Source organism: Flindersiella endophytica (assembly GCF_054779015.1).
In genome coordinates this window covers 280,112-297,264 of record NZ_BAAGYY010000018.1, presented here as the reverse complement: position 1 = coordinate 297,264, position 17,153 = coordinate 280,112, and the positions used below count along the sequence as shown (strand labels likewise).

The 17,153-nt window shown below is 68.4% G+C and carries 16 protein-coding genes; 10 read left to right on the top strand and 6 right to left on the bottom strand.

The annotated features are described in order from the left end of the window. Positions 1-65 precede the first annotated feature (65 nt). Genes pepN through ACYVF6_RS20515 form a run of 3 tightly spaced genes read right to left on the bottom strand, consistent with a single transcriptional unit; the run spans position 66 to position 5,480 of the window. A complete protein-coding gene (gene pepN / locus ACYVF6_RS20525) occupies positions 66-2,648 on the bottom strand; it encodes a M1 family aminopeptidase (RefSeq protein ID WP_460523668.1) in 2,583 nt (860 codons plus the stop codon). Then, on the bottom strand, positions 2,636-4,723 hold the full coding sequence (locus tag ACYVF6_RS20520) for a sensor histidine kinase (protein ID WP_460523666.1): 2,088 nt from the start codon (positions 4,721-4,723) through the stop codon (positions 2,636-2,638). Before ACYVF6_RS20520 ends, pepN begins: the two co-directional genes overlap by 13 nt. A gap of 31 nt (positions 4,724-4,754) precedes the next feature. Further along, positions 4,755-5,480: a response regulator transcription factor gene (locus ACYVF6_RS20515; RefSeq protein WP_460523664.1), complete on the bottom strand. Its 726-nt coding sequence runs from the start codon at positions 5,478-5,480 to the stop codon at positions 4,755-4,757. Between the two features lie 313 nt (positions 5,481-5,793). On the opposite strand from ACYVF6_RS20515, the gene ACYVF6_RS20510 reads away from it, so the two are divergent. Both ACYVF6_RS20510 and ACYVF6_RS20505 read left to right on the top strand, forming a co-directional pair. Next, complete coding sequence (locus tag ACYVF6_RS20510) at positions 5,794-6,783, top strand: sigma-70 family RNA polymerase sigma factor (RefSeq protein WP_460523662.1); 990 nt, start codon at positions 5,794-5,796, stop codon at positions 6,781-6,783. Between the two features lie 36 nt (positions 6,784-6,819). Further along, on the top strand, positions 6,820-7,428 hold the full coding sequence (locus tag ACYVF6_RS20505) for a DinB family protein (RefSeq protein ID WP_460523660.1): 609 nt from the start codon (positions 6,820-6,822) through the stop codon (positions 7,426-7,428). A gap of 117 nt (positions 7,429-7,545) precedes the next feature. Here the strand turns inward: ACYVF6_RS20505 and ACYVF6_RS20500 are convergent, their stop codons facing one another. After that, the gene (locus ACYVF6_RS20500) at positions 7,546-8,022 is read right to left on the bottom strand and encodes a hypothetical protein (protein ID WP_460523658.1); all 477 of its coding nucleotides are present in this window, start codon (positions 8,020-8,022) and stop codon (positions 7,546-7,548) included. Between the two features lie 31 nt (positions 8,023-8,053). Beyond that, positions 8,054-8,500 carry a lamin tail domain-containing protein gene (locus ACYVF6_RS20495; protein ID WP_460523656.1) on the bottom strand — a complete coding sequence of 149 codons (447 nt, stop codon included), beginning with the start codon at positions 8,498-8,500 and terminating at the stop codon, positions 8,054-8,056. Positions 8,501-8,735: 235 nt separating this feature from the next. Here ACYVF6_RS20495 and ACYVF6_RS20490 point away from each other — a divergent pair, with 235 nt between their 5' ends. Then, a complete protein-coding gene (locus ACYVF6_RS20490; RefSeq protein WP_460523654.1) occupies positions 8,736-8,957 on the top strand; it encodes a DUF6458 family protein in 222 nt (73 codons plus the stop codon). Here ACYVF6_RS20490 and ACYVF6_RS20485 read toward each other — a convergent pair. Continuing rightward, positions 8,936-9,715 (bottom strand): methylenetetrahydrofolate reductase, encoded by a 780-nt coding sequence (locus tag ACYVF6_RS20485; protein WP_460523652.1) that lies wholly within the window; start codon positions 9,713-9,715, stop codon positions 8,936-8,938. The genes ACYVF6_RS20490 and ACYVF6_RS20485 overlap by 22 nt on opposite strands. A gap of 408 nt (positions 9,716-10,123) precedes the next feature. Between ACYVF6_RS20485 and ACYVF6_RS20480 the strand changes: the two genes are divergently transcribed. From ACYVF6_RS20480 to ACYVF6_RS20450, 7 genes are read left to right on the top strand one after another with little or no spacing between them, the layout of a single operon-like run. Beyond that, entirely contained in the window at positions 10,124-10,876 is a 753-nt protein-coding gene (locus ACYVF6_RS20480) for an IclR family transcriptional regulator (protein ID WP_460523650.1), read from the top strand. An 11-nt stretch (positions 10,877-10,887) separates the two neighbouring features. Further along, positions 10,888-12,537, top strand: a complete 1,650-nt coding sequence (locus tag ACYVF6_RS20475; RefSeq protein ID WP_460523648.1) for an OPT family oligopeptide transporter — start codon at positions 10,888-10,890, stop codon at positions 12,535-12,537. A gap of 7 nt (positions 12,538-12,544) precedes the next feature. Continuing rightward, entirely contained in the window at positions 12,545-13,609 is a 1,065-nt protein-coding gene (locus ACYVF6_RS20470) for a M29 family metallopeptidase (protein ID WP_460523646.1), read from the top strand. A gap of 11 nt (positions 13,610-13,620) precedes the next feature. Further along, a complete protein-coding gene (locus tag ACYVF6_RS20465; RefSeq protein WP_460523644.1) occupies positions 13,621-14,889 on the top strand; it encodes an alpha/beta hydrolase family protein in 1,269 nt (422 codons plus the stop codon). Next, positions 14,886-15,566 carry an AroM family protein gene (locus ACYVF6_RS20460; protein WP_460523642.1) on the top strand — a complete coding sequence of 227 codons (681 nt, stop codon included), beginning with the start codon at positions 14,886-14,888 and terminating at the stop codon, positions 15,564-15,566. Before ACYVF6_RS20465 ends, ACYVF6_RS20460 begins: the two co-directional genes overlap by 4 nt. Beyond that, complete coding sequence (locus ACYVF6_RS20455; RefSeq protein ID WP_460523640.1) at positions 15,563-16,222, top strand: aspartate/glutamate racemase family protein; 660 nt, start codon at positions 15,563-15,565, stop codon at positions 16,220-16,222. Before ACYVF6_RS20460 ends, ACYVF6_RS20455 begins: the two co-directional genes overlap by 4 nt. Continuing rightward, positions 16,219-17,151, top strand: coding sequence for a DUF1177 domain-containing protein (locus ACYVF6_RS20450; protein ID WP_460523638.1), 933 nt, complete (start codon positions 16,219-16,221; stop codon positions 17,149-17,151). Before ACYVF6_RS20455 ends, ACYVF6_RS20450 begins: the two co-directional genes overlap by 4 nt. Positions 17,152-17,153 lie beyond the last annotated feature (2 nt).

Genomic DNA, 17,153 nt, shown 5'->3' with positions numbered 1-17,153 from the left:
CCTGCCAAAGGGTGTGTTGCGGAGGTGGGGACGACCACGACTGGCCGTTCCCACCTCCGACGGGCTTACGGGGTTGTCGTCTGGTCGAGCTCGCGGGCGGCCAGTGCCCTTCGTACGTCGTCGGTCTCGTCGACCAGAACCCGGCTCACCGAGGGCTCGACGCCGGTGGCCAGCAGGCGTTCGGCCTGTTCGATCGTGGCTTGGCTGATCGGATGCCAGGGGTAGGCGCCGCGTGCGAGGCCCTGCGCCATCCACGGCGTACGCCAGCTGGTGGCGGCGGTGATCTCGGCGAAGTAGCGGTCGACGAACGGCTCGGTGAGCGCGGCCTGCTCTGGTAGCCAGAAACCTTGTGCGGTGGCGGCGAGCATGTGGTTGGAGACCGTTCGATCCGTCATCAGGATGTTCCAGGCTTGTTGCTTGGCCTGCGGGCTGGGTAGCGCGGCGTGGCAGCGGGCCGCGCTCTTCAGGCCTTCGCTGGTGGCGTCGGACAGGGCCTCGGCGTCGATCTCCTCGGCCTCGAGGCGGCCGAGGATCGCCAGCCGTAGCAGGATCTGCCAGCGGATGTCGGCGTCGATCGTGAGTCCTGGTGGGACGTTCGTGCCGTTCAGCCAGGCGCGAAGTCGGTCGGCCCCGTTGGTGTCTGTTGTGGCGATGAGTTCTTTGGCCGCGGCGAGCTGGCGGTCGCTTGCGGGGTCGGCGGTTTGGAGCAGCTGACGGCAGGACTCGTTGAGGATGGCGAGGACGGCTTCGCGGTTGTCCGGTGCGACGAACCTCGCGGTCACCTGGCGGGCGTACCGCAGCAGGATGCCGATGACGGCGACGTTGGGCTCGCGGCCAACGCCGTCGGCGACGGCCTTGACGTACTTGCTCGCGGGCCATTCGGCGTCGCGGACCATGTCGAGGGTGGTGAACCACAGCAGGGCTCTGGCGGTGTCGTCCTCGATGGCGGGGAGCAGGTCGGGGAGGTTGGCGAGGCTCGCCGGGTCGAAGCGGACCTTGGCGTAGGTGAGGTCGCCGTCGTTGAGCAGGAGAAGGTCCGGCCGGATGGCGTCGCGGAGCTGGGGGACCGGGGTCGACTTGCTCGCGCCGACCTCCAGGAAGAAGCGCTCGCGGCGGACCACGCGGTCTGCTTGCCTGTCGTACAGGCCGATGCCGATCTGGTGGGGGCGGAGGACGGGGTAGGCCGCGGGGGCGGTCTGTTCGACGTGGACGTCGAGGTAGGTGCCGTCGGCCTCGGTGCGGTCGGCGTGGTCGGTGTGGTGGGCCTGGTGGCCGTCGGGGGTGGTGATCGGGCGGAGGGTGTTGACCTGGGGTTGGCGCAGCCAGACCTGGGCCCAGTCGCTGAGGTCGCGGCCGCTGGCCTCGCCGAGGGAGGCGAGCAGGTCGGAGAGCTCGGCGTTTCCGTACGCGTGGCCGGCGAAGTGGTCGCGGAGGCCGGTGAGGAAGACGTCGTCGCCCAGCCAGGCGACGAGCTGTCTCAGCACGGACTGGCCCTTGGCGTACGAGATGCCGTCGAAGTTGTTGAGTGCGTTGGCCGCGTCCGGGACGTCGGCGGAGATCGGATGGGTCGACGGTCTTTGGTCGGCGATGTAGGCCCTGGTCTTGCCGCCGACCGAGAAAGCGGTTTCGGCGCCCTTGAACCTCGTCGCGGCGGCGACCGTGCGTTCGCCCATGTAGTCGGCGAAGCTCTCGTTCAGCCAGAGGTCGTCCCACCAGCGCATCGTGACGAGATCGCCGAACCACATGTGTGCCATCTCGTGGGCGATCGTGATCGCGCGTTCCTGCCGGTCGAACTCGGTGACGGCGGACCGGAAGATCATCTCGTCGCGGGCGGTGACGCAGCCGGGGTTCTCCATCGCACCGGCGTTGAACTCCGGGACCCAGGCCTGGTCGTACTTGTCGCCGAACGGATAGCGCACGCCGAAGATCCGGTGGTAGTAGTCGAACGACTGCTGTGTGACGGTGAAGAGCTCGTCGGCGTGGCGGTCGAGGTGCTCGGCCAGGGAGCGGCGGCAGTGGATGCCGAGCCGGATTCCGTCGTGGTCCCGGTACCGCGAGTGGTACGGGCCGGCGACGATCGTGGCGAAGTAGGTGGCGAGGGGCTTGGTCGCCTCGAACTCCCAGCGGGTCGGGGTGACGGCTCGTCCGCTGGCGTTGCTGATCACCTGCCACTCTTTGGGGACGGTGACCTTGAACGTGAAGGGGGCCTTGAGGTCGGGCTGGTCGAAGCAGGCGAACATGCGCTGGGCGTCGTCGAGGAACGTCATGGCGTAGAGGTAGGTCTTCTTGTCCGCGGGGTCTTGGAAGCGGTGGAGACCTTCACCGGTGTTCGAATACGCCATATCCGCGACGACGGTGAGCTCGTTCTCGGCTTCGAGGCCGTCGAGGGGAAACCGGTTCCCGTTGAGCTGGGCGGGGTCGAGGGCGCGGCCGTTGAGGGCGATCGCCTGGAGAGTAACCGGTTTCAGCTCCACGAACGTCTCGGCTCGTGGCGCGTCCGCGCGGACTCGGAACCTGATCGTCGTCGTCGAGGGAAACTGGCCCTGCTCGGCAGCGGCCGCCCCGGACAGATCGAGCTCGACGGTGTAGGAGAGGACTTCCAGAATTCGGGACCGTTCGACCGCCTCTGCGCGGGTCAGCGTTGCCATGCGCTCATACTGGCACCCAATGGCAGTATGACGCGGAAGCGTGCACCTTTTCCTGGCGCGGTGTACAGCTCCACGCACCCTTGATGCGCTTCGACAATGGCAGCGGTGATCGCCAAGCCGAGCCCGGTTCCTCCACCCTTGCGTGCTCGTGAAGGATCCGCCCGATAAAAGCGATCGAAGACGTAAGGTGCCTGATCCAGCGGGATCCCTGGGCCGGCGTCGGTTACCTCCAGCACAGCCACCGGCGTCCCGGGTGGGAGCTGCCTGCCCGCCCACGAAGCCGGCGGACCCGCCAAGCCCGATTCCGCTCCCCAAGAAACCGGTTCCCCACCAGACCGGCCAACTGGCGATGGCCCTGCCGGCGGCTGCCCGCCTCTCGCACCCGCCAACTGCCCGGCATCTCGCGTCTGCGGGCCGGCCGGCGCGGGCTGCCCAGCAGCAGAGACCGGTTCCCAGCCATCTCCGGGCGGTGGGAGGCTCGCCGGCGCCGGCGGTTCAGCGCCTTGAGAAACCGGTTCCCGGCCATCGCCGGGCGAATGGAGGCTTGCCGGCGTGAGTCGTTGATCGGCTGGAGAAACCGGTTCCCCGCCACGCCCGCCAGTTCGCGGTCGTTCTGGCTGCTGCTGTCCGCCGCTTCGATCCGGCCTTCGCCCGGGATCTTGCCCCTGTGGTTTGTCCGGTGCGGGCTGTTGGGTGGCAGAAACCGGTTCCCGGCGATCTCTGGGCGGTTGAGGGCTTGCCGGCGTCAGTCGTTCAGTGGCTGGAGAAACCGGTTCCCAGGCCGGAGCCACGGCCAGCCCGCCGGCGCGTACCGTCACCGCGATGGTGGTGCCCGGTGGCGTGTGGCGTACCGCGTTCGTGAGCAGGTTCGTCACCACCTGGCGCAGCCGTCCGGCGTCGGCGAGGAGGTGGATGCCGGGTTCGGCGGTCAGCACGATCTCGCGGCCATCGCCATCGCCATCGCCGTCGCCACTGACATCGGCGCGCTCGCCTTCCCCGTTGCCGGCCGAGCCGTCCGCGCCACTCCGGCTGAGCTGCCGCACGTCATGCACCGCGTCGGCCGCGAGCACGCCCAAGTCCACCTCGGTCAGGTCCAGCGGGCGTTCGCTGTCAAGCCGCGCCAGCAGCAACAGGTCGTCGACCAGGCGGCCCATCCTGACGGCCTCTGTCTCGATCTGGCCCATCATCCGGTCGACGTCAGCCTTCGAGCGCGCCCCACCCTTCCGATACAGCTCGGCGAACCCCCGGATCGAGGTCAGCGGCGTACGCAGCTCATGCGACGCATCCCCCACGAACCGCCGCAGCCGCCCCTCCGACTCCGTACGTTGCCGCAGCGCCGCCCCGAGCCGCCCGACCATCGTGTTGAGCGCCGTCGCGACCCGACCCGTCTCCGTACGCCGGTCCGCCCCCTCCACCCGCCGGTCCAGGTCACCCCCGGCGATCGCCTCCGCGGTCTGCTCGATCCGGGTGAGCGGCCGGATCCCCATCCGTACGACCCACAAGGTCAGCCCGCCGAGCCCGACCAGGACCAGAACCCCCACGACCAGCTCGATCACGAGCAGCCGATCCACCGTCGCGTCCACCGTGTCGAGAGACATCGCCACGACCGCCGTACGGTTCGGCCCCGCCGTCGCCCGCGATCCGTCACCGGCCAGGGCGCGCACCCGCCAGCGCCCGTCCCCGTTCGTGTCCGGCACGGTGAACGGCAGCCCACCCCTGTCGGCGACAGCCGAGCGATTCAGCAGCGGCAGCGCCGGCCCACCCTCGTCCGCAGGCCGCCCGAACGAGCTGACCTGCTCGCCACGGTTGTTGAGCAGCACGATCCGGAAGTCGGTAGGCACCCGCGGTCCGCCCGACCCCGGCCGGACGCCGCCGAAGAAGTCGCCCGGACGCGGGCGGATCGCCGCCGGCCGGAGCCATTCCCGGCCGACGCCCATCAGCTGTTCGTCCACCCGGGCGATCAGCGAACGTTGCAGCAACCAGACGCTCGCCGCGCCCACCGCGGTCAGTCCGACGGCGGCGAGGGCCACGAGCGCGACGACCAGCCGGGCGCGCAAGGTCCACGGTCTGCGCACCGGCGGCTCCTAGACGTAAGACGAAACGAGTTCAGCCGGAACGGTGCCGCAGCGTGTACCCAACCCCGCGAATGGTGTGGATCAGCGGTGGCTTGCCGGCGTCGATCTTGCGACGAAGGTAGCTGATGTACGACTCCACGATCCGACCGTCACCCACCTGGTAGTCCCACACGCGGTCCAGGATCTGCGACTTGCTCACGACGCGCTCGGCGTTGATCAGCAGGTAACGCAGCAGGTTGAACTCGGTCGGCGACAGCGCGACCACCTCGCCCGAGCGGCGTACCTCGTGTGCGTCCTCGTCGAGTACGAGGTCGGCGTAGCTGATCACACTGTCTCCTTCCAGATCGCCTGCCCGCCGTGCGCGGCGGAGGATGGCCCTGAGCCGCAGGACGAGTTCGTCCAGGCTGAACGGTTTGGTCACGTAGTCGTCCCCGCCTGCGGAAAGCCCGGCGATCCGGTCCTCCACGGCGTCCTTCGCGGTCAGGAACAGCACCGGAAGGTCGGCGTCCAGTCCCCGCAACTTGCCCGCCAGCGTGAAGCCGTCGTAGTCCGGCAACATCACGTCGAGTACGACGATGTCCGGACGTACGTCAGCGGCCTCGAGCAGTGCGGACTCACCACACGCCGCGACGTGGACTTCGAAACCGGACAGCCGTAGCGCAGCCGACAACAACTCGCGAATATTCGGCTCGTCGTCGACGACTAGCACCGTGGCTGTACCGGTCTCGAGTCCACTACCTGGGAGGGGGACAGGCACGTGTCTTACAGTGGCCGCCAACCCTGAGAAGGGCCTGTGAATCCGATAAAGGAATGCGCAGACCTAGCGCCCGAGCAGCGCCTTCGTACCCGGCCAGCGCTCCCAGGCTACGACGGCGACGACCACGCGCAGGACGACTCCGCCGGCCCGGGCACGGAGGAAATCTCACCGGCGACCGATGACTTCTGCCATCGGCAGCGGTCAGTACGGATGTGGCGCCAGCGCTACGCCAGCCGCGCGGGCCGGATTTGGCTTAGAGTCGGCAGGTGACCGGCAGGAGGTCGGCCGGAGCTTTGAGGAGAGGACGTACGACATGACCGACGTGGTGGGGACTCCCGTCTATGAGGACTTCTCCTCGGCCACCGACCCGTACCGTCGTGAGTTGCTCGCGCACTGTTACCGCATGTTGGGCTCGGTGCACGACGCCGAGGACCTGGTGCAGGAGACCTACCTGCGGGCGTGGCGGGCGTACGACAAGTTCGAGGGGCGCTCGTCGCTGCGTACGTGGCTCTACCGGATCGCGACGCGGGCCTGCCTGACCGCGCTGGAGGGCCGCAACCGCCGGCCGCTGCCCACCGGGCTCGGTGCGCCGAGCGCCAACCCGCTCGACACGCTCGTCGAGCAGGCCGAGGTGCCGTGGCTCGAGCCGATCCCCGACGCGATGGTGGGCGTCGACACCTCCGAAGCCGACCCGGCGGCGATCGTTACGTCACGTGAGACCATCCGGCTGGCGCTGATCGCGTCGCTGCAGCACCTGCCGCCGCGGCAGCGCGCGGTGCTGATCCTGCGTGACGTGCTGAAGTGGAAGGCGGCCGAGGTCGCCCAGCTGCTCGACACCACGACGACCGCCGTCAACAGCATCCTGCAGCGGGCGCGGGCGCAGCTGGAGCAGGTCGCGCCGAACGAGGACGAGGTGTCCGAGCCGACCGAGGTCGAGCAGCGCGAACTGCTGGAGCGTTACGTCACCGCGTTCGAGAACAAGGACATCAACGCGATGATCGAGCTGTTCACCAAGGACGCGGTTTGGGAGATGCCTCCGTTCACCGGTTGGTACCACGGCAACGAGGCCATCGCGGAGCTCATCGACAAGCAGTGCCCGGCGAAGGGCCCTGGCGACATGCGCCTGGTGGCGACGATCGCCAACGGGCAGCCCGCGTTCGGCGTCTACATGCGCGGCGAGGACGGTGTACACCGGCCGTTCCAGATGCACGTCATCAAGTTCACCTCCGAGGGCGCGTCGCACGTGGCCTGCTTCTTCGACCTGTCGCTGTTCGAGACGTTCGGGCTGCCGGCGAGTGTGTGACTGACGGGACTCGACGGATAGACGAACTGGCGAACGATGACCAGCCAGCCCGCGATGGGGGCGTTGATCGGGGGGATCGGCCTGTTCGAACGGGCTGTGGGCTACACGTTGGGGTGCCTGCAGCTCGTGCGACCTTCGCTGCTGGACCGGCCGACACCTTGCGCGGGCTGGGACGTACGGGCGTTGCTGGCGCACATGAACGACTCGCTGCTCGCCCTGCACGAGGCGATCGCCCACGGCTCCGTCGGGCTGGACCCGTACGACGACTTCGGCGACCCGGCGGCCGATCCGGTGGCGACGTTGAAGAACCGGGCCTGCGCCCTGCTCGGCGAATGGAGCGCGGCGGGGGAGCGAACCTCGCCCCCTGAACCGGTGGCGATCGCCGATCTCGTACTGACCACCGAGCTCGTCGCCGGCACGGGCGCGATCGAGGTCGCCGTCCACGGCTGGGACCTCGCGCGAGCGTGTGGAGCAGACCGCCCCATCCCGCTGGGACTGGCGGCGGACCTGTTGCCGCTCGTCCCGTTCTTCGTCACGGAAGAAGACCGCCCGATCCGCTTCGCCGCCCGCGTCCCCGTACCTCGCGACGCGGAACTGGGAGATCAGCTGCTCGCCTTCCTGGGAAGGGATCCGAGCAGGAGTTAGGGCCCGGCACCCGCCTCGATTTTGCGATGTCGTGGCAATCCGTCTGCGTCCGCCGACCCAGCTCAGAAACCGGTTTCTCGCACGGCCGTGGGGCGGGAACCGGTTTCTCGTCGCCGGCTACTCGCGCGTTGCGCCCGGCGGCCAAAGGACGGTGACCTCGATGCCGAGGTCGCCGGCGAGCTGGATGACGTCGGCTGTGCCGCCGAAGCCCCGGGCAGGTTTGCCGTCCCACACCGCGAGTAGATGGTCGACGTAGCCGAGCATGAGGCGTGAGGCATCCATGAACGCCTCCGAGGTCGAGCTGCGATGGCTGAGTCGGAAGACTTCCTGCGCACTCGTAAGTAACTCGTCGTAGTCCGCGTGGCAGTCGGCCGGTAACACCGCGCGATAGTCGGCGGCCGGCACGACGACCTCCAGTCGCCCGCCCAGCTCGAGCACCGCCCGCGCGAACAGCTGGTCCGCTCCATCGGCCAGGCAGCTGACCCCGGTCAGATCGTCAGTCTCACAACGGCGAAGCTCCGCCCGGATCGCCGCGTCGACCAGTTGCGACGTTCCGGGCGGGAGCCCACGATGGCCGGTGATCGCTACCTTCACATCGGCCGACACTACCGGGATCGCGCGTGTGTCAGCAGTTCTTGTAGCCGCTGCCCACGCTCGTCCACTTGCACGTGTACGCGGTCGTGCCGCTCGGAGTCTTCAAGATCGCGGTGTCGCCGGTGTTGTTCCAGATATACGAGCCGCTGCCCCAGTAACGGTGCGTCGAGCTGTTGGTCCCCTTGCCCGTGTGCAGCGTCACCGACTTGCCGGCGCCGAGCGTGAACGTGCCGAACTTGTACACGTGGTTCGCAGCGTCACGCACCGTCCAGCCCGTGATGCTGATGTTCCGGGTCGTGACGTTCTTCAGTACGACGTACTCGGCGTTCAGGCTGGTGTTGGTCCTCGTGTCCGTGCCGGGCGAGTCGTACTGCAGCCGCCGGAACTGGATGCTGCTGGCCGCGTCGGCAGGCCCGGTGGTCAGAGTGACGATGAACAGTGCCGCGACGAACGCGGCCACAATGGACCGAAGCTTCATGCAGGTATCCCCCCAAGGGATCAGACGAGTTCCGCTACCTCGTCACCGAAATGTCAGAGATGAGGTCTCTAGACCGGCCGTTCGGTTACAAAGGGTCAAGGGGGGCCTGGCCAAACCAAGACAAGCGTCTCGTGCCGCGCATTTCGGCCGTACCGAATTCGAGTTAGTGCAGGGAAAGGGCGGGTATCGCGTGGGCGAACAACCCCGTATTCGCTAGGTACCAGGGAGGTCCACCATGGGGATCGGGGCAAGCATCTTCCTCATCGCGGTCGGCGCGATTCTCACGTTCGCGCTCGACCTGAACGTCTCCGGTGTCGACCTCGACATCGTTGGCTGGATCCTGATGGGCGTTGGCGTGCTCGGTCTGATCGTCACGCTCGCGATCTGGCTGCCGCGCCGCCGTGCGGCCGGTGCGACGGTCGTACGCGAGGACACCTACGACCGGCCGCCGATGTGACGGGAGTGTGCCGACAACCACTCCGCGACCGGGCGGAAACGTACACCGGTAACGAGGTGTACGCCGTCGAACGCGCCTGACGCCCGGATCTGCTCGACCTGCTCGCAGGCGGCTTCCACGCCGTAGAACTTGTCACGACCAACCGCCGTGATCAGCTCTTCGGGAATGTCGATGTCGGGGATCGACGCGGCCAGGCGGCGGGCCATGTTCTCGCTGGCGAGCACCATGACGCCGGCGTAGACGGGGCAGCTCAACGGCTGCTGCTCACGCCAGCGCACGAGCCGGTCGACGTCGAAACTCACCTGTGCGAAGACGAAATCGGCTTCGCGCTTCCAGGCTGGAACGTTGCGCAAGCCGGTCGTGACACCGACCTGGAACGTGGGCATGTCAGCGAGTGCGGGGTCGCGCGCCTCGTCGACCATGGCACGTACGGTGAGGTCGCTCGTCCGATTGCCGGACGTGGGTTTGTCCCCGTAAACAAAGAGAAACCGGTCCACACCATACGCGGCGGCGGTGAGCAGGTCGCGCCGGAAGCCAAGCAGGTTGCGATCGCGCGAGTTGACGCAGGCGATCCCGCGCCCGCCGGCCCGTTCGATCTCGTGCGCGACAGCGATGCTCGACACCGTCGCCCGCCCGATGTGGTTGTCGGGAGCGAGAAACGCATCGGCGTGCGGCCCCATCACCTCGATCTGCGTCCGGACCCGCTCCAGATCCGGCCGTGTCGGCGGCTCCACCTCACACACCAGCTCAAACGCCATCAGCCAAGCTTAGTTGCGTCGCGCATCCGAGCGCAGAACCCGGCCGGGATACGCGAGATCGCCAACCGCCTCGAGTAGGCAACTGCGACAGGTTGGGCACCATGCGCGGCGGCGATCCGCAGAAGGCTCGCGACCCTGCGGTGTGGCTACGCGACGAACTCGGCACGGAGCAGGGCGTCGAGCGGGTACGCAACGGGGACTTGCCGGACCTGGTTCGGGTTGCCTGACCTGCGCGATTCCGTCCTCGTCGACACCGGAAGTGCCCGGCACACCGCACGTTAACTTCCGGTTGCAACTGGTTTCCGGGCTTGACGTCTGCCCGCAACCCGAGGCACTCTGCTAGGAGGTGCATATGCAGCAACGTCGTTGCGATATGCACAACAGCAGATGCAGAGGAGAGCTCAGCCGATGCCAGGTGCCGTACTGCAGACCGCCGATCGCGCGCTGCAGGTGCTGCTCGCCTTTCGCGACCGCCAGGAATGGGGCGTGACCGAGCTGTCCAAGGTCCTCGGCCTGGACAAGTCGGTGACCCAGCGCCTGCTCGCCACCCTCGCCGGTCGCGGGTTTGTGCTGTCCGACCCCGAGTCCCGGCGCTACCGCCTCGGCCCTGCCGTAGGCATCCTGGCCAAGGTGGCCGAGCGCGGCGGCGCCCTCGAGGCCGCCGCCCGGCCACTCCTCGCCGAGCTCGCCAGGCAGTCGGGGGAAAGCGCGATCCTCAATGTCCCGCACGGATCCAGTTATCGCTGCGCGGCAGCGGTCGACGCCGGCGGGCCTGTGCGCTACTCCACCACTGTCGGCGAGACGATCCCCGCCCACGGTGGTGCCGCCGGCCATGCGATCTTCGCCTTCTACCCCGAAGACGACGTACGCCGACTACTCAGCCAAGAGCCCCTCGAACGGTTCACCGAGCACACCCCGCCCGACCTGGACGCGCTCACAGGGCTCTACGCCAACGTCCGCGACAAGGGAGTCGCCATCTCCCACGGTGAGTACGACGCGAATGTCACCTCGGTGGCCGCGCCGTGCTTCGCGCTCGGCGCGATCGTGGGATCCATCGTCGTCATCGGACCAGCGGACCGCATGGCCAGCAAGCTGGACCAGGCAGTCGATCTCGTACGAGACGCAGCCGACCGCCTCGGGAGCGTTCTCAGCGGCCGCTGAAGGAGTAACACATGTCCACCACGACCCCAGCCAAAGGCGCCGACCTGCAAGGGCCCGACTCGCACCCGAAGGCGGTCGAACCCCTCGTCCTCGGCCTCACTGTCGTCCTCTCGGTCGTCGGCGCGTTCATCGGCCTGCACCTGGTCACCACCCTCGGCATCACCGCCAACACCGCGGTGATCGGCGCGCTGGTCGCCATGCTGGTCGGCCGTATCCCGCTCATGCACCTGCGCCGGATGCGCTCGATCCACCGCCAGAATCTCGTCCAGAGTGCGATTTCCGGCGCTACGTTCGCCGCCGCCAACTCGCTGCTGGTTCCGATCGCCGTGCCGTTCGTCCTTGGTCGCAAGGACTTGGTGTGGCCGATGCTCATCGGCGCCGCGATCGGCCTGCTCGTCGACTCGTGGGTGCTCTACCGCGTCTTCGACTCGAAACTCTTCCCCGCAAGGGCTCCCTGGCCTCCGGGCACCGCCGCCGGTGAGACGATCGTCGCGGGTGACGAGGGTGGCCGGAAGGCCGTCGTCCTCGGCATCGGCGGGCTGGTCGGCTTCGTCGGCTCGTTCATCAAGGTCGCCGGCGCCGCGCTCCCGTTCTCGGCGGCCGGTGTCGCGCTGATCGGCAACATCTGGGCGCTGTTCATGTTCGGCATCGGTCTCGGTGTACGGCAGTACAGCGACGCCTGGTTCGGCGTCGACCTGTCGGCGAAGTACATCCCGCACGGCTTCATGGTCGGCGCCGGCCTGGTCGCGCTCGTGCAGGCCGTGCTCATCCTGCTGCGCAAGGAGAAACCGGTTCCCGCCACCGCGGTCGGCGTGCACAACGATGAAGCGATGCAGGGAACGGTCGACGAGAAGGGCCTGCGCCGCGCGCTCGGCGAGGGCTACGTGCTGTTCGTCTTCGGCGCGCTCGTCGTCGGTCTGCTCGGCGGCATCATCGGCGACCTGTCGCCGATCGCACTCGTCGGCTGGGTTCTGCTGGCAGGCTTCGCCGCGCTGGTACACGAGCTGATCGTCGGCCTCGCGGCCATGCACTCCGGCTGGTTCCCGGCGTTCGCGGTCACGCTCATCTTCCTCGTGCTCGGCCTCGTCATCGGGATCCCGACCGTGCCGCTGGCGCTGTTCGTCGCCTACGTCGCGGCCACCGGACCCGCCTTCGCCGACATGGGCTACGACCTGAAGGCCGGCTGGATGCTCCGCCAGGGCGCCACACCGTACAAGCTGGTCGAGCGCGCGGGCCGCAAGCAGCAGTACATCGCGCAGCTCGTCGGCTTCGGCGTCGCGCTGGTCGTCGTCGCGCTGACCTGGCAGTCGTACTTCAACGACAGCCAGATCCCGCCGGTGTCCAAGGTCTACGCCGACACCGTGTCGGCCGGCCTCACCGACACCTCGACGCTGGTCAACATCCTGCTCTGGGCGATCCCCGGCGCGATCATCCAGTGGTTCGGCGGCCCGGAACGCCAGCTGGGCGTGCTGTTGGCCACCGGCCTGTTGATCCTTACGCCGTACGCCTGCTGGTTCGTGTTCGCCGCCCTGCTCGCGCGGGTGATCTGGACCCGCGTCAAGGGCAAGGAGAAGGCCGAGAACGACCTCAACCTGATCGGCTCGGGCATCATCGCGGGCTCGTCCCTCTCGGATGTGGGCCGCATCTTCAGCAAGGAGTGAGCAGTACATGGAGGTAGCGAGCCGGATCGAGTCTCGCCCCGAATTCCTTTCCTACGAAGCGGCCCTCGGCGCGCGCAAGCTGGTCGAGCAGATCATGCTCGTCAAGCCGGGCGAGGACGTGGTGATCACCGCCGACACCTCGACCGACAGCCGCGTCGTGGACCTGACCGCGCAGGCGGTCGCCGCGGCGGGAGCCACACCCACGGTCGTGTGGTACGAAACGCGCCCCACGTCGGCGATGGAGCCGCCCGGCCCGGTCGCCGGTGCGATCGCCCGCGCCGACGTGTGGATCGAGTACGCGCTGGCGTACATCATGCACTCCGAGGCGTTCCGCGAGGCGATGCAGAGCGGCGCGCGTTACGCCAACCTCACCGGCATGGACGTGCCGATGCTCGTCGACACGGTTGGCCGGGTCGACTTCGAAGGCACGATGGAGCTCGGTCGCGCGCTCGTCGGCCTGCTGGAACAGGCGGACGAGGTACGCATCACCACGCCGGCCGGCACCGACCTGCGCGCCCGTAACGGAGGCAGGCCGATCAACCTGCGTGGCAAGCCCGCCGAACGACCGGGCGAGACCGTCATGCTGGCGGGCCAGATCTCCTGGAATCCCTTGGAGGAAACGCAGGAAGGTGTCCTCGTGTTCGACGGTGCTGTGTGGCCGCCGAACGAGCTCGGCCTGTTGCGCTCGCCGATCCGGATGCAGGTGTCCGGCGGCGTGGTCAGCCAGATCGAGGGTGGTCCGGACGCGTTCACGTTCGAGCAGTGGATGGAGAGCCACGACGACGTGAACATGTTCCGCATCGCGCACTGGTCGCTGGGCTTCAACCCGGGCGTGACCAGGCCGACCGGCCGGATCGTCGAGGACGAGCGCGTGTTCGGCTGCGTCGAGCTCGGCCTTGGTACGAAGGGTGCCTGGATCGGCGGCGACCCCTGGGTGGCCGCGGCGCACACCGACGGCAGCCTGCTGAACCCGTCGATCTACCTCGACGGTGAAGCGATCGAGCTGGACGGCAGGTACGTCCACCCTGACCTGGTTGAGATCTGCCGGCGGCTCGGCGTCGCGGGCTACTGAGGAGAAGGCGCATGCGAACCCGTCAGTATCGGCAGCGCAGCCTCGCCTGCACAGAGTACTTCCTGGACGTGCCGCTCGACCACGCCGATCCCGGCGGCGAGCAGATCGAGGTGTACGCCCGTGAGGTCGTCGATGCGGCCAGGGCCGACGCCGATCTGCCGAGACTCCTTTATCTACAAGGCGGTCCGGGCGGCAAGGCGGTCCGGCCGTCGAGCGGCGGCTGGCTCGCCCGTGCACTTCGCGACTACCGCGTCGTGCTGCTGGACCAGCGTGGCACGGGCCTCTCGACGCCTGCCAACCGGCAGACGCTCCCGCGCCGCGGCGGACCGGAAGCGCAGGCGGAGTACCTGACGCACTTCCGGGCGGACTCGATCGTGCGCGACGCCGAGCTCCTACGGAAGGAACTGAACGGTGACCAGCCGTGGACGACGCTCGGCCAGAGCTACGGCGGATTCGTCACGCTGACGTACCTGTCGTTCGCGCCCGAAGGCGTCCACGAGGCGTTCGTCACCGGCGGGCTGCCGCCACTCACCGCCACCGCTGACGACGTCTACCGCTTGACGTACGAGCGGACAGCCGAAAGGAACTCCGCCTACTTCACTCGGCACCCGGACGACCGCGAGACCTGCGCCCGGATCGTGCGTCACCTGGCGGACAACGACGTCCGGCTGCCCACCGGCGAACGGCTGACACCGCGACGATTCCAGGCAGTCGGCAACCAGCTCGGCAAGAGGTCAGGGTTCGACAGCCTGCACTACGTATTGGAGGAGGCGTTCGTCGAAGACCTGCTCTCCGACACGTTCCTCGCCGGCGTTGGAGCGAGCACGAGCTTCGCCACCAACCCGCTCTACGCCGTGTTGCACGAGCCGTGCTATACGCAGGGCACGGCGTCCAACTGGTCGGCGGAGCGGCTCTACCACGAACGACCGGACTTCGACGTCGAGGCGACGCCGTTCCAGTTCACCGGCGAGATGATCTATCCGTTCCTGTTCGATGAGGACCCGGCGCTGGTGCCGCTGCGCGAGGTCGCGAATCGCCTTGCCCAGAAGGCCGACTGGCCCTTGCTGTACGACGTCGACCGGCTGGCGCGTAACCAGGTGCCGGTGTGGGCGGCGATCTACTACAACGACCAGTACGTCGTGCGCGAGCTCTCGCTGGACGCAGCCAACCGAGTGATGAACGTAACGCCGTGGATCACGAACGAGTACGGGCACGACGGACTGCGCGAAGGTCCGGCGGTGCTGGACCGGCTGCTCAGGATGTCGAAGGAGAGCGCATGAGGCGCCGGCTCGGCGTGCTGACGATCGGCCAGTCTCCGCGCGTCGACCTGACGCCCGAGCTGGCGCGCTGGCTGCCGCCTGTCGAGCTGGTCGAACGTGGTGCGCTGGACGAGCTGACGCGCGACGAGATCGCGAAGCTGGCGCCAGGCGACGAGGTTGGGCACGTTCTCACGACCAGGCTGACCGACGGCTCCTCGGTCGTACTCGACCATGACCTCGTGGTGCCGCGCGTGCAGGCGGCGGTCGACTGGCTGGAGCTCGCGGGCGTGGATGCGACGGTCGTCGTGTGCACGGGTGAGTTCCCGCCGCTGCGGCACGATCGGCCACTGCTGTTCGCCGAACGGCTGCTGGTGTCGGGCGTCACCGGGTTGTGTGACCCGGGCGATGTGCTCGGCGTCGTGTGCCCGCTGCCGGAGCAGGAGGCGATGAGCGTCGCCAAGTGGGGGAGCGTGGCCGCGACGACCGAGGTCGCGGCGGCGACTCCGTACGACGGTGTGGCGCTGGACTCGGTGCCGGCGGCGGCCGCGGAGCTGGCCGAACGTGGCGCGCGGTGGATCGTGCTGGACTGCATGGGCTATACCGGCGCGATGCGCCAGGCCGCGCAGGAGGCGGCCGGAATCCCTGTGCTGCTTGCGCGTTCGGTCGTGGCCCGGCTGGCCTGCGAGGTGGTCGCGTGACGCGGCCGTTCGTCGGCGTAGTACGCGTCATCACCAGCGACGATCCGGAGTTCGTTCGGATGCACGGGCGGTGGATCGAGCAGCGGTACGGCGTGCCGACCGTCTCGCGCGGTATCCCGGACCAGCCACACGGCGTACACGACGACGAGACGTACGCGGCGGCCGTTCCCAAGATCGTGGCGGTCGCGAAGGAGTTGGCCGCGGAGGGTGCGGGCTGCGTGCTGATCAGCTGCGCTGCCGATCCCGGGCTGGCCGAATCCCGTGCTGTGGTAGGGATTCCGGTCGTCGGTGCCGCCACCTCGGGAGCCGCGGTGGCGCTCGGGCTGGGCGGCAAGGTCGGTGTGGTCGGCCTGAACGACGAAGCACCGAAGGCGATTCGCGATGTGCTGGGCGATCGACTGGTGGCCGCCGTACGGCCGGAAGGTGTCCGGCGGACGACGGATCTGCTGGCCGAGGACGCCCTGGAACGCGCGATGGCGGCCGTCCGTTCGCTCGTCGACGCCGGCGCGGAGGTCGTGCTGTTCGCCTGCACGGGATTTACCACGATCGGCCTTGGCACGAGGGTGCGTGCGGAGCTGGACGTACCCGTCGTCGACGCGGTGCTCGCGGCCGGGCTGGTCGCTTCTTATGTAACACAGGAAGGAAACACCGAATGAGCTGGCGCCATGTCATCGACGGTTACGACCTGCTGGACGACCCGTCGGTCGACGGTAAGGCGGTCGCCGACTACCTGCGTACGGCCGGAGCCGAGGACGTCGTTGTCGAGACGATCCGAGGCGACAAGGGGAGTACGGACTTCATCCGTACGGTGATCCCTGGATCCGAGGGCCGGGTTGGGGGAGGCTCGGCGCCGACGCTGAGCGTGGTCGGGCGGCTGGGCGGCCTCGGTGCTCGACCGGAGCAGATCGGCTTCGTGTCGGACGGCGACGGCGCGCTGACGGCGGTAGCCGTCGCGGCCAAGCTGGCGACCATGCGCCGCCGCGGCGACGTGCTGGCGGGCGATGTCGTCGTGGGCACGCACATCTGCCCGGACGCGCCGACGCGGCCGCACGATCCGGTTCCGTTCATGGACTCGCCGGTCGACATCGACGACATGAACACCTACGAGATCGACACCACAGCCGACGCGATCCTGTCGGTCGACACGACCAAGGGCAATCGAGTGTGCAACCACCTGGGGTTCGCGATCTCGCCGACGGTCAAGCAGGGCTGGATCCTGCGGACCAGCGAGGACCTGCTGGCGATCCAGCAGCGGGTGACCGGGCGGTTGCCGGTGGTGTTCCCGCTGGCGATGCAGGACATCACGCCGTACGGGAACGACGTGCACCACCTGAACTCCATCCTCCAACCGGCGACGGCCACGCAGGCGCCGGTTGTTGGCGTGGCGCTCACGACCGAGACCCCGGTCGCCGGCTCGGCGACAGGCGCCACGCACCTGACGAGCGTGGAGTCGGCGGTACGGTTTTGTATCGAGGTCGCCAAGGACTTCGGCCGCGGCGGGTGCGCGTTCCACGACCAGGCGGAGTTCGACCGGCTGGTGTCCCTGTACGGCTCGATGGAAGCGCTGCAGACCCTCGGCCGCTAGCG

What these genes read in the sequence shown, in the direction of transcription:
- ACYVF6_RS20485 (WP_460523652.1), bottom strand. Translation starts at nt 9,715, where the DNA reads ATGGCGTTTGAGCTGGTGTGTGAGGTGGAGCCGCCGACACGGCCGGAT.
- ACYVF6_RS20475 (WP_460523648.1), top strand. Translation starts at nt 10,888, where the DNA reads ATGTCCACCACGACCCCAGCCAAAGGCGCCGACCTGCAAGGGCCCGAC.
- ACYVF6_RS20470 (WP_460523646.1), top strand. Translation starts at nt 12,545, where the DNA reads ATGGAGGTAGCGAGCCGGATCGAGTCTCGCCCCGAATTCCTTTCCTAC.
- ACYVF6_RS20460 (WP_460523642.1), top strand. Translation starts at nt 14,886, where the DNA reads ATGAGGCGCCGGCTCGGCGTGCTGACGATCGGCCAGTCTCCGCGCGTC.
- ACYVF6_RS20490 (WP_460523654.1), top strand. Translation starts at nt 8,736, where the DNA reads ATGGGGATCGGGGCAAGCATCTTCCTCATCGCGGTCGGCGCGATTCTC.
- ACYVF6_RS20465 (WP_460523644.1), top strand. Translation starts at nt 13,621, where the DNA reads ATGCGAACCCGTCAGTATCGGCAGCGCAGCCTCGCCTGCACAGAGTAC.
- ACYVF6_RS20495 (WP_460523656.1), bottom strand. Translation starts at nt 8,500, where the DNA reads ATGAAGCTTCGGTCCATTGTGGCCGCGTTCGTCGCGGCACTGTTCATC.
- pepN (WP_460523668.1), bottom strand. Translation starts at nt 2,648, where the DNA reads ATGGCAACGCTGACCCGCGCAGAGGCGGTCGAACGGTCCCGAATTCTG.
- ACYVF6_RS20450 (WP_460523638.1), top strand. Translation starts at nt 16,219, where the DNA reads ATGAGCTGGCGCCATGTCATCGACGGTTACGACCTGCTGGACGACCCG.
- ACYVF6_RS20480 (WP_460523650.1), top strand. Translation starts at nt 10,124, where the DNA reads ATGCCAGGTGCCGTACTGCAGACCGCCGATCGCGCGCTGCAGGTGCTG.
- ACYVF6_RS20510 (WP_460523662.1), top strand. Translation starts at nt 5,794, where the DNA reads ATGACCGACGTGGTGGGGACTCCCGTCTATGAGGACTTCTCCTCGGCC.
- ACYVF6_RS20505 (WP_460523660.1), top strand. Translation starts at nt 6,820, where the DNA reads ATGACCAGCCAGCCCGCGATGGGGGCGTTGATCGGGGGGATCGGCCTG.